The sequence below is a fragment of the Litorilituus lipolyticus genome, assembly GCF_006439335.1.
Lineage (GTDB): Bacteria > Pseudomonadota > Gammaproteobacteria > Enterobacterales > Alteromonadaceae > Colwellia > Colwellia lipolytica.
The window spans coordinates 203231-215739 of sequence record NZ_SAWY01000007.1 but is presented as its reverse complement, the minus strand read 5'-3'; the positions used below and the strand labels follow the sequence as shown (position 1 = coordinate 215739).

The following is a 12509-nucleotide window of genomic DNA, read 5'->3' as shown; positions in this document are numbered from 1 at the left end:
TCTATTAATAAGTTAATAAAAAGCCGTTTACACTTATGTGTGAACGGCTTTTTTAATTAAATTGAATTTAACGAGTTTACAGCTGTGCGAAACACTTATCTGCAGCTGCTAATGTTTTTTCAATAATGTCATCTGTATGCGCTGTTGACAAAAAGCCGGCTTCAAATGCTGAAGGAGCTAAGTAAACCCCTTCATCTAACATTAAGTGGAAGAATTTTTTAAACTTCTCAGTATCACATGCGGTGGCTTGTGCGTATGTAGTAATTGGCTGCTCTTCTTCGGTAAAGAAAATACCGTACATGGCGCCAACGTAATTAATGTTTAAGCTAACGCCATTTCTTTCAGCTGCGGCTTTTAATCCCATCGCTAATTTTTCAGTGGCAGCGCTTAATTGTGCGTGCTTATCACCTTGAGATAACTCATTTAGTGAGGCTAAACCGGCAGCCATAGCAATTGGGTTACCTGATAATGTACCTGCTTGGTAGACCGGACCAACAGGTGCGATGAAATCCATGATTTCTTGTTTACCACCAAAAGCGCCAACTGGCATACCGCCACCAATGACTTTACCTAGTGTGGTTAAGTCTGGAGTAATGTTGTAATGGGCTTGAGCGCCACCTAGTGCCACACGAAAGCCTGTCATAACTTCATCTAAAATTAATACGCTTTTATATTCGTCACAAATTGCGCGTAAACCTTCAAGGAAGCCTTCAACTGGCGGAATACAGTTCATGTTACCTGCTACTGGTTCTACAATAATACAAGCAATTTCATCAGCATATTTAGAGAAAATTTCTTTTACTTCATCTAAATTGTTGTAACTTACTGTTAGAGTGTGTTTGGCAAAATCAGCAGGAATACCTGGAGAATTTGGTACACCCATAGTCAATGCACCTGAGCCGGCTTTTACTAATAAAGAGTCAGCATGACCATGGTAACAACCTTCAAACTTTAATATTTTATCGCGTCCGGTATAACCACGTGCTAGGCGAATGGCACTCATGGTTGCTTCAGTACCTGAACTTACCATACGTAATGATTCCATTGATGGTACAAGTTCTTTGACTTTTTCAGCCATGGTGATCTCTAGTTCAGTCGGTGCACCGAAACTTAAACCGTTTTGCGCTGTTTTTACAACGGCATCAAGAATAGCTGGGTGGTTATGTCCTAAAATCATAGGCCCCCAAGAGCCAACATAATCGATGTAGGCTTTATCGTCTGCATCATAAACATAGGCACCTTCAGCACGTTTAATAAAGCACGGGCTGCCGCCTACACCATTAAATGCACGTACTGGTGAGTTAACACCACCAGGGATAGTTTTTTGCGCTTGGGCAAATAATTGTTCAGATTTGTTCATAATTTGCTTCTTGATTATCTAAAGTAAAATGAGTGTATGGTCTGTTTTTCATTAACCATTTTTATTTGTATACCAGTTTACTGGCATTTCATATTGAGTTAATTGATCTTCAACACCTAAAGTTAAAGCAAATAACGCCATTCTCACTAAAACCCCATTTTGGGCTTGTCTGAAAATAGCTAAATTATCTAGTTCATTTAAGTCGGCATCTAACTCATTTGCCTCTGGGCGAGAGTCGCGAGGTAGCGGATGCATGATCACGGTATTGTCTTTGCAATATTGCTGATAAACACTTTTATTTAAACTAAAGTGTCCACGGTATAAATCGGCTTCATCTTTGCTAGCAAAACGTTCTTGTTGAATTCGTGTTTGGTAAATTACGTCAGCTTGTAAATTGCCTGCCATTTTATCGGTAATGATCACTTCATGGCCCGCATCAGATAATGTTGAAATAACACTATCTGGCATTTGCAATGCTTTTGGCGAAACCATAGTGATTTTAACATTGTTATATAAACTGATAAGTTTTGATAATGAATGTACTGTTCTACCGTGTTTTAAATCCCCCATGAGCACAATATTCAAGTCATCAAGACCTTTATTGAAGTGCATCATTTCAGATTGGATAGTAAATAAATCTAAAAGGGCTTGGGTTGGGTGTTCATTGGCACCATCACCGCCGTTAATCACTGGTACGGTACTACCTTGGGCAAACTCACCGACTGAGTGCATTTTAGGGTGACGCATTGCAATAACATCTGAGTAGCCACTGATCACCTGTGCGGTATCAAATAAAGATTCACCTTTACTTAATGAAGAGTTTTCTTGACCAACGGTTTCTCTGACAAAGCCACCTAATAAGTTAAATGCTGTGCCAAAACTTACGCGGGTACGCGTACTTGGTTCGAAGAATAAATTACTTAATATTGCTCCCTCAAGTACATTACAGCGTTTTTGACGTGAGGCATAAGGCGCCATTTGAGCTGATACTTGTAGGATTTTTGCAATCGCTTCGCGATCAAATTGAGATACTGACAGGATATGACTGCCTTGAAATTTCATCATCTTTTCTAGCCTAAGAGAATGTATATCATCCTAAAAAATTTGCCAGAATATAGCATAAATGCCAAAAATTGAGAACGACTATACAAGTTTGTTTACATATTTAAAGCAGGGGTGGTTAACTGTTAGTTGAGTGAGATTGCTTGAAATCGTTATTTTTCTTGACTGAAATGTTAGGAGTAGTAATAAAAGCGGCCAAGAAAAATAAGATAAAAACAATAAATGTGCTGAGATTACTTTGCTCTCTAATAGAAATATTAAAGTAAAACCATGCTTGTTCAGCCAAGCCTATAATCAAGCCTGTCAAAAAAAGTACTTTGGCAGAAGGCTCAATATAATTCGGTTTTTTATGTAAAAACCACTTGGCTGCGGTATAACCTAATGTGGGGATAAAAGTCCAAACGATGAATACAATAATCGAAAAGAATACCGCAGAAGCGGAGATATTTACTTTGTAAAATAAGCCAAAGACTAATGACAGTTGAAAAATTAAGTATCCACAATAAAGAGGTAGCATAGTATTTTTTAAAAAGTTATGGCTTTACATAAGCAAGAATGATTACGGCAAATAATATCAATACGGGGACTTCATTAAAGATACGATAAAACTTGCCTGAGCGAGTGTTTTTATCTTGTTGGAAGATTTTAACCAGCTTGAAACAGTAGCCATGATAGATAAACAAAATAATCACTAAGGTGAGTTTTATATGCAACCAAGTTGCTGCTACAAACCAAGCACTACCGTAAGCCATTATGATGGCAACACCTAGAATAAGCGTGAAAAGTGCAAAAGGAGTAACAAAAAGCAGTAAGCGCCTTTCCATGCCTTTTAATTGCTCTGACACTTCTTTTGATTGAGTTTCTGCATGATTAACAAATAAGCGCGGTAAATAAAAGATACCAGCAAACCATGCCACCATAAAAATCACATGAAATGCTTTTAACCATAAAACATTACTTAATAAAAAACTGCTCATTAAATTAATTTTCCTTCAACGAGATAATAACGAATTTGTTCAAAGGTCACGATGCCGATAAAGTCATTATGATCTTTTTGATAAATATATACACCACCTTTACGCTGCTGCACTAACGCAAGGTATGCTTCGGCAAGTGTTGCTTGGCTAGACAAAGGCAATAATTGATGTAATTGCATTTTTTCTGCTACTTGATATTCAGCTTGTTCATAGTGTTCAGGTATTTCGGGTTGAGTAATAGGATTTTCCTGGTGCTCAAGAATATTCACTAAAGGTACAGCAGCATTAAATTCAGCCCAATAATAGGTAATATCTGCTTCACTTTCTTTGTTCGATATCACCTTATTGATAATTAAGGTGTCTTGCGGTGTGCTGACTATTTCACCCGCTAGGCTTCTTTGTGTGGCATTTTCAAATAGTTTGTACTTATCTTTCATGATGGCGAGTACGCCTATTTTTTGTAATGCTTCTTCTATTGGGGGTTTATGATAAATTAAATTTTGTACATCAAGTTGCATGGTAAAGATAGAGCGATTTTCAAAGACTTGTTTTGAAATGACGCTCGCTACTGTGATAACTATCATGGCCGGTACAATAATTTCTAATTGACTAGTCAGCTCCACCACAGCTAACAATGCTGCCAATGGTGCATTTAATGTGGCTGCCATAAAACCGGCCATTCCCATTAAAATATAATCACTAGCTAGGTTTTCTCCTGGAATGATTTGCATAACAATGGCTCCTGCGCAAGCGCCAGTGATTGCACCAATACCGATAACAGGACCAACAATGCCGCCAGGAATGCCTAAACCAAGGGCAGAAATAGTCATTAGCAGCTTAGCTATAAGTAAGCTTAATAATAAACTTATTTGCCAATGATGTTCTAATGAGAAATCGATAGCACTTGATCCTGTTCCCATAGCACCAGGTACAAGATAGCCTAAACTTCCGGTAATAAAAGCGGCTAACATTAGGCGTGGGATAATATGCATTGTTGCACTACGCTTTATTAAAGTGACTAAAGACTTGTTAAATAATGCGGCGAGTATGCCAAGGAATATACCAAGAATGATTAAGAAGAAGTATTGCCCGTGACCTAAAGTTATCGTTGAAAAGTATTCAAAATGATGTGAGGTACCAAAAATCGTTTGAGTAATTAACGAACCGACAATTGCGGCTAACATCACCGGAATAAATATATGAATTTTATATTCGCGCATGATGACTTCCATGACAAAAATAACCGCGGCTATTGGGGTATTAAATGTTGCCGCAATACCTGCCGCAATACCACATGCACATAAGGTTCTTATGCTATTGTAGGGTAGCTTGAGTAAGTGGCCTAAATAACTACTACAGGCTGCACCCAAATGAACTGCGGGTCCCTCACGGCCTACAGAAAAACCAGAAGCTAAGGCAATGGCACTACCAAAAAATTGGTTTAGGGTATTTTTAAATGGCATGACGCCGTGGGCTACTTTTAAGCGGTGTAAGACAAAAGCGATACCTGTTCTTAGGTATTTGTATCCTGTTAACCAACCAATGGTTAATATAATAATCGCACCAATAATCGGTAAATCGAAACGACTTATGGAATCTAAGCTGTTATAGTTATCGCGTTTTACTAGGTATAATTGCTGAATTTCTTCAATTGTTAAGATAAATAACACTACCAATAATGCAGAGGCAGCTCCCCCAACGATGGCTAATAAGCAAATTTGCCAAGATGTTTTGGGTAAGGCTAAGTGCTTTCTGATTGCTGGGATTGAAATCATTAATTGGCCTAAGTAAGTCAAGATTTAAATATAAGGGTCAACAGCGAAAGGTTTATCAAATCGGCGTATTTGGTTTAATTTGCTGTGAATGATTATTCATTATTTCAATAGTGATGAAATAGCCAGCAGCCCTTATTCTTTCAAATATAAGGTTATTGTACGTTACAAATGAATTGGTTAGCAAAAATAAATCTTAAAATTGTCAGCCAGCGATTAGGCCCTTTTAAGTCGGCACTGTTTTTATTTCTTTTAATAAGTTTATGTGTGTTTATTGGTTATCGGTTAGGTAATTATTTTCAACAGCAGCAATTGATGACACTTGCACAACAAAAAGAAAGATTAGAGCAACTTTATGCTGAGCAATCTCAACAGCTAGCGCGTATACACACTTTAGAAGTTGAGCTTGCAGTTGAACAAATGGCTAATCAAGAAGCACAAGCTATTTTAAAAGAAACCGCAGAAGAACATTATGAAGTAAAAAAACAACTCGCTTTTTATGAAAAGGTGATGGCGCCTGAGAAGGATGCAGGCGGGTTAGTGATTGATAATGTTAAAGTGCTTGCTACTCAAAGCGCTGAACATTACCAATTTCAAGTAGCATTAGTTCAACAGCAATTAAAAAGGCGATTTAGCAAAGGTTATATTGATATATCGGTTTCTGGTAGTTTAGCAGGCAAGCCTAAACAGTTAAAATTGAAAGACATTGCAGATATTTCTAAAAAAGCTTTATCGTTTAATTTTCAGTACTTTCAAATCATTAATGGGAAGTTTACTTTACCTCAAGGGTTTACTCCTGAAGAAATTCACATTACAGCTACAGTACCTAAAGCTCGCGGACAAAAGTATTACAAGTTAGAGAAGAGTTTTCCCTGGTACATTGATGAGCAATTATAATACTTGATTAAATTGGTCAGGTTTAAGATAATTAGCCCCCTTAATTAGGCTTAATCTTTTAAGTTTATTTTATTTGTATTATTTGTAATAAGTAGAGCGCCATGTCAAACCCTGAGTTACCGATTAAATTTACTGATGCCGCAGCTAATAAAGTTTTAGCCTTGATCACAGAGGAAGAAAATCCAGCACTAAAATTACGTGTTTATGTGACAGGTGGCGGTTGCTCTGGTTTTCAATACGGTTTTACTTTTGATGAAAAAGTTAATGACGGTGATATGACGATTGAAAAACAAGGTGTGACTATGGTGATTGACCCTATGAGCCTTCAATATCTTGTTGATGGGGAAGTAGACTATCTTGAAAGCCTGGAAGGTAGCCGCTTTGTAGTGAACAATCCAAATGCATCAACAACCTGTGGTTGTGGCTCATCATTTTCAATTTAATACTTAACCTCAGCTCGAGATAACAACTTGCTTTCTAGCAGTCTATTTTCCTTACTACAGCGTTAAATTAGTTTGCAATAGACTAGCTATTGACGCACTAATTTGCCTTGTATTAAGAAAAATAGCCAAGCTAGAATAATGATAAATATTAGTTTACATACATTTCAAATAGCTAGCTAATTTCTTATCCCGAGTTGAGGTTACTTAACATATTGTAATACCCAAAACGCCGACTTTATGTCGGCGTTTTTGTGCCTTGCCTTTAAACTCATTTGTGCTGTCTTATCTCAGTCAACATTGACAATAGTATCCTTGTGCTATAGTTAAATGACTTTTCAAAACTGCAGACATATTGGTATGGAGTGCCTATGGTAGATGATAGCCAATCTTCTACGGTCGCGTTTATGCGAGAAATCTTTGCTTACTTGGGAACTAGTAAAAGTACCTTTAACTTATTGAGTTCGATACACCAAAGTTTAAAAGAAGTACTCTATGCTGAAAATTTTTATGTGGTACTAGTAAGCGCCTCTACACGTTATGTCACTTTTCCTTATTATCAAGATGTTATTGATGATATTTCCACTGATGATTTGAATTTAGTGCCCTTAGAAAAGCTTTTCAAAACATTAACCATGTATGCGATTAAAAAGAAACAGGTGGTTTGTTTAACGCGTGACGAAATAGAGATACTAGGTGAGCAAGGAGAGGTGTGTGTATTGGGAACTATTCCTGAGCAATGGCTGTGTTTTCCGTTGATTCACCAAGGTGAATTTCTAGGTGATTTTGTTATTCAATCGTACCGTAGTAGTAAAGAGTATTCTCAGCAAGATATTGATGTACTGAATTTAATTAGTCATGTTATTGCAGCAGCATTATTTTTATTTAAACAAAACGCAGAGTTAACCGATACGCTATCACAGTTACAGCAACATAAAGATCAATTAGAGGAAAAAATTCAATCAAGAACCAGTGAGTTAGAGCATACTTTGATCAGCTTGCAAGATGAGATAGAAAAAAGCAAAGAGCTGGAAGAACGGCTAAAGTTTCTAGCTTTTCATGATAATTTGACTGAATTATATAATCGCCAATATTTTCTTGAGCAAATGGAAAACTTAGCCTCAAAAAGTAAACGTGAACCAATACATGCTGTGGTCGCTTTTCTAGATCTCGATGGCTTTAAACCCATTAATGATACGTTTGGGCATGCCTGTGGAGATTACGTATTAAAGACTACCGCTCAGCGACTATTAAGCTGCTTTCGCCGGCATGACATAGTTGCTCGATTTGGTGGTGATGAATTTGTTATTTTATTAAATAATGCGATATCGAATGAAAGTTTAGTGGCAATTTTAACGCGTGTTGTGGAGGTTATTTCACAAGTCATCCACTATCAAGAAAACTCCGTAAAAATTGGTGTCAGTATTGGTGTGGCACAACACTTTAATGGTGTCATAAATCCTAGCCAATTATTAGAGCGTGCAGACTTCTCGCTTTATCAAGCGAAAGAAAAAGGCAAAGGTTGTTTTGTCTTTAATAGTAGCGTTGCTTAATGTGAACTTATCGCTATTTAATCAAGTTGATTGATAGCTATTGCACGGTAAACAATTTTTAAACATTTTGTAGCAAGATAGCTTTTTCAACTAAAAGCAAAAAAAGTTATAATAAGCCCATTAAAATGGAGACATTATGACTAAATTCACCCTAAATACTCGTTGGCTAGAACAACGTCCATATATCATTGCTGCAATTATTTCGGTACTACTTATTCTATGGATGGCATCAGGCAGCCATGCTGCTAGTTCTTCAGAATCCTTAGATGTTCAATCAGAAGCAAAGCCTCAAGTTAAAGCACAAGTCAAAGTGGAAACTTTTCATGCGAGTGATATTTTTCAAACCATTGAGCTTTACGGACGAACTGAACCAGATCGTGTTACAACATTAAAGGCAGAAGTACGTGGAAAAATTGTTAAAGTTACGGCTAAAAGAGGCTCTACAGTAACTAAGGGACAGGTCATTGCTGAAATCGCCTTAAACGATTTACCTTCACAACTCACGCGCAGTAAAGCTTTATTAAAACAACGTGAAATTGAATATAAAGGAGCGATGAAGCTTAATAAGCAAGGATATCAAGGAGAAGTGCAGTTAGCGCAAGCTTTCTCCGACCTTGAAGCGGTAAAAGCAGAGATACAAAGATTAGAGTTAGATATAAAAAATACTATTATTCGAGCGCCATTTTCTGGTGTACTGAATACGCGATATGTTGAGGTAGGAGACTATGTAGCTTCGGGTGATGATATCGCGATGATTGCTGATTTAAATCCTTTAATTGTCAGAGCTCATGTAACGGAAAAACAAATCAATAAAATAGCTGTGGGCATGAAAGCTCAAGTGCTATTGCTTAATGAACAAAGAGCACAGGGTGAACTGCGTTATATTGCTAGTGTTGCTAACGATGCCACTAATACTTTTAAGATAGAAGTAGAAATACCTAACGACGAAGGAAAGTTGCTGGCTGGGTTAAGTGGTGAAATGATTATTGAAGTGGAAGAAATGCCCGCTATTAAAATCTCTCCAGCGTTACTTGCTTTAGATGAAAAGGGCAATATCGGTGTTAAATCAGTGCATGAGAGCATAGTGCAATTTACCCCTATTAATATTATTAAAAGTGAAAGTGATGGTATTTGGTTAACGGGCTTGGGTGATCAAAGTGACATTATCACTTTAGGGCAGGGCTTTGTTAGAGCGGGTGATCGAGTAGATGCAATATTTGCCCAGCCAAGCAGTGAAACTGTTAACGACAATAACAGTAAGTAATTAGGAGTTTCTATGCTAACCCTTATTGATGCTGCGCTGCAGCGTACGCGCTCAATCTTAATGTTGTTCGTGCTTTTATTGGTATCAGGTGCAATTACTTATGCCAATATTGCAAAAGAATCAAACCCAGATATTACTATTCCAATTATTTATGTCTCTATGGTGCATGATGGCATATCGCCTGAAGATGCTGAGCGCATGTTAGTGCGTCCGATGGAAAATGAGCTTAAATCTATCGCGGGCATAAAAGAAATGAGTGCTAATGCGGGTGAAGGTCATGCTTCAGTGACTATAGAGTTTGTTGCTGGTCTTGATCCCAAAGAAGCATTGGCAGACGTGCGAGATAAAGTCACTCTAGCCAAGGCAAAATTGCCAAGCGACACAGAAGAGCCTGAAGTTCATGAAGTGACTATGGCTAACCAAGAAGCGGCAGTGACGGTTATTCTTTCAGGACCTGTAACGGAGCGCGGTTTAATTACGCTTGCTCGTTCAGTGAAAGATAAAATTGAAGCCATGCATGAAGTGCTTGAAGTTGATATTGGTGGTGATCGAGAAGACATGGTAGAAATCCTTGTTGATCCCTTATTAATGGAAAGCTATGGCTTAGATCAGGGTGATATTTATAACTTAGTAGAACGTAATAACCGTTTAGTACCTGCGGGAACTATGGATACAGGCAAAGGACGTTTCGCTATAAAAGTGCCATCAGTCTTTGAAAATATACAAGACTTACTTGAGCTACCAATTAAGGTAGATGGTGATAAAGTCATAACTTTCCAAGATGTATCAACAGTGCGTAGAGCATATAAAGATCCAACGTCTATAGCACGCCTAAATGGTCATCGTTCTATTTCGCTTGAAGTGAAAAAGCGCTCTGGCGAGAACATTATCGATACGGTAAATAAGGTCAAAGAAATTGTTGAGGAGAACCGCTTAAAGTGGCCAAATCATGTCAATGTTGATTATGTTGGTGATAAATCTGATGAAATAAAAGAGACGTTAACGGATTTACAAAATAATGTTTTTTCAGCGGTATTATTGGTTGTCATTATTATTATAGCTGCTTTAGGTACGCGTACAGCCTTACTTGTTGGTTTAGCAATTCCTGGGGCATTTTTAACAGGTATCCTTGTGATTGCTATGGCGGGAATGACGGTCAATATCGTCGTTTTATTTGGTCTTATTATGGCCGTTGGTATGCTTGTTGATGGCGCGATAGTGGTGACAGAATTTGCCGATCGCGAAATGAACGAAGGTCGCTCTCGTAAAGTGGCTTATAGTTTAGCAGCAAAAAGAATGGCATGGCCTATTATTGCCTCAACCGCGACAACATTAGCTGCATTCGCTCCCTTGATGTTCTGGCCTGGCATGATGGGCGAGTTTATGAAGTATTTGCCTTTTACTTTAATTGCCGTATTAACCGCTTCTTTAGCAATGGCGCTCATATTCGTGCCAACATTAGGTACTGTTTTTGGTAAAGCTAGAGCCATTAGTGAAAAAGAAAAGCAGCAAGTTGTTCAGGCAGAAGAAGGGGATTTATCTCAGTTAACTGGTTTTACTGGCCGTTATATTGGCTTGTTAACGTCAGCGATAAAACACCCATGGAAAGTTGTAATTGCCACTTTTGCAATTGCTTTTGTCGTGATCGTTTTATATAGCAAGTCTGGCTTAGGCATGGTTTTCTTCCCTGAAGTAGAGCCAGAGAGTGCCACCATGGTAGTTCGCTCCCATGGTGATTTATCTGTTCAAGAAAAAGATGCCATCATGTTCTCTATTGAAGATCGTATCTTAGACATGGAAGAAATCGAGACTCTATATACTAGAACAGGCGGCAACAACCAAGTAGGTACTTTTAGGGTTAACTTGGTTGATTGGCAGTTAAGACGTAGTGCCGATGACGTGATTGCCACAATACATGAGCGTACTGCTGATTTAGCAGGTGTTGAAATCGAAGTACGTAAAAATGAGAATGGCCCGCAAAGTGGTAAAGACTTGAAAATTGAACTGAGTTCACGTTTTCCAGATAAGTTACAAGACTCTGTAGGGATAATTCGTGGTGCCTTAACAGACAGTGGAAAATTCACCGCCATTGAAGATACAGGCTCAAAGCCCGGTATAGAATGGCAGTTGGTTGTTGATAGAAATAAAGCTGCGACCTATGGTGCTGATGCTGCGCTTGTTGGATCTAGTGTTCAAATGGTGACTAATGGTTTAAAGCTCGGTGAATATCGCCCCGATGATGTTGATGATGAGTTGGATATTCGAGTGCGCTTTCCTGAAGAAAAACGTAATATTAGTCGACTAGACTCATTGCGTTTAAAAACAGCTTCAGGCTTAGTACCAGTAGGTAGTTTTGTTGAACGAAAGGCAGCTCCTAAAGTTGATACCATTCGACGAGTTGATGCGAAAAGAGTTGTGACAATTCAGGCAAACTTGGTTCCTGGTGCTCAATTACAACGCGTATTACCCGTTTTGCAGCAGCAATTTCCTGAACTAGGCATTCACCCTAGTGTTGATATTGCAGTCAAAGGGCAAAATCAAGATCAGCAAGAGTCTGAAGAGTTTTTGGTGAATGCTTTTGGTATTGCGCTTTTCGTTATGGCAATGATTTTGGTGACACAGTTTAATAGTTTTTACCAAGCCTTTTTGATTTTAAGTGCGGTAGTGTTCTCAACAGTTGGGGTATTTTTAGCTTTACTTCTTGTGCAAAAGCCTTTTGGTATTGTGATGGGAGGAATAGGGGTTATTTCTCTGGCGGGGATCGTAGTGAATAACAATATTGTACTCATAGATACCTACAATGTATTAAGAAAAGAAGGTTATGCAGTTGTCGATGCCATTTTAAGAACAGGTGCTCAACGCTTGCGTCCAGTCCTATTAACAACAACGACGACTATTTTAGGCTTGATGCCAATGGTTCTGCAGGTCAACCTAGACTTTTTTGAAAGAACAATTGTTTTTGGTGCGCCTTCAACACAATGGTGGACTCAGTTAGCAACAGCGATTGCAGGTGGCTTAGCGTTTGCTACTTTACTGACACTAGTTTTAACGCCTTGTTTATTAGTATTAAGAGATAAACGAAAAGAGGCAAAATTATCGTCGATAAAGTCAGGCAGTAAGGTAACTCCCAAAAAAGTTAGTCATGCAGCGTAATAATTAGTTTTGTTCTGTAGTTATTTTATTG

The 12509-nt window shown here is 38.2% G+C and carries 9 protein-coding genes; 5 read left to right on the top strand and 4 right to left on the bottom strand.

Translation table 11 applies throughout. The annotated features are described in order from the left end of the window. Nucleotides 1-76 precede the first annotated feature (76 nt). From hemL to EPA86_RS04565, 4 genes are all read right to left on the bottom strand, one after another. Complete coding sequence (gene hemL / locus EPA86_RS04580; RefSeq protein ID WP_140602234.1) at nucleotides 77-1360, bottom strand: glutamate-1-semialdehyde 2,1-aminomutase; 1284 nt, start codon at nucleotides 1358-1360, stop codon at nucleotides 77-79. 51 nt (nucleotides 1361-1411) lie between these two features. Further along, entirely contained in the window at nucleotides 1412-2425 is a 1014-nt protein-coding gene (locus EPA86_RS04575; protein ID WP_140602233.1) for an aspartate carbamoyltransferase, read from the bottom strand. A 530-nt stretch (nucleotides 2426-2955) separates the two neighbouring features. Further along, nucleotides 2956-3399 (bottom strand): protoporphyrinogen oxidase HemJ, encoded by a 444-nt coding sequence (hemJ, locus tag EPA86_RS04570; RefSeq protein WP_140602232.1) that lies wholly within the window; start codon nucleotides 3397-3399, stop codon nucleotides 2956-2958. Beyond that, a complete protein-coding gene (locus EPA86_RS04565) occupies nucleotides 3399-5174 on the bottom strand; it encodes a chloride channel protein (protein WP_140602231.1) in 1776 nt (591 codons plus the stop codon). The genes hemJ and EPA86_RS04565 overlap by 1 nt, the downstream gene beginning before the upstream one ends. 168 nt (nucleotides 5175-5342) lie before the next feature. On the opposite strand from EPA86_RS04565, the gene EPA86_RS04560 reads away from it, so the two are divergent. From EPA86_RS04560 to EPA86_RS04540, 5 genes are all read left to right on the top strand, one after another. Then, on the top strand, nucleotides 5343-6068 hold the full coding sequence (locus tag EPA86_RS04560) for a DUF6776 family protein (RefSeq protein ID WP_140602230.1): 726 nt from the start codon (nucleotides 5343-5345) through the stop codon (nucleotides 6066-6068). A 101-nt stretch (nucleotides 6069-6169) separates the two neighbouring features. Then, nucleotides 6170-6511: an iron-sulfur cluster insertion protein ErpA gene (gene erpA / locus EPA86_RS04555; protein WP_140602229.1), complete on the top strand. Its 342-nt coding sequence runs from the start codon at nucleotides 6170-6172 to the stop codon at nucleotides 6509-6511. Between the two features lie 368 nt (nucleotides 6512-6879). Further along, nucleotides 6880-8061 carry a diguanylate cyclase gene (locus EPA86_RS04550; protein ID WP_140602228.1) on the top strand — a complete coding sequence of 394 codons (1182 nt, stop codon included), beginning with the start codon at nucleotides 6880-6882 and terminating at the stop codon, nucleotides 8059-8061. 136 nt (nucleotides 8062-8197) lie between these two features. After that, nucleotides 8198-9325 (top strand): efflux RND transporter periplasmic adaptor subunit, encoded by a 1128-nt coding sequence (locus EPA86_RS04545; protein WP_140602227.1) that lies wholly within the window; start codon nucleotides 8198-8200, stop codon nucleotides 9323-9325. Between the two features lie 12 nt (nucleotides 9326-9337). Further along, complete coding sequence (locus EPA86_RS04540) at nucleotides 9338-12478, top strand: efflux RND transporter permease subunit (protein ID WP_140602226.1); 3141 nt, start codon at nucleotides 9338-9340, stop codon at nucleotides 12476-12478. Nucleotides 12479-12509 lie beyond the last annotated feature (31 nt).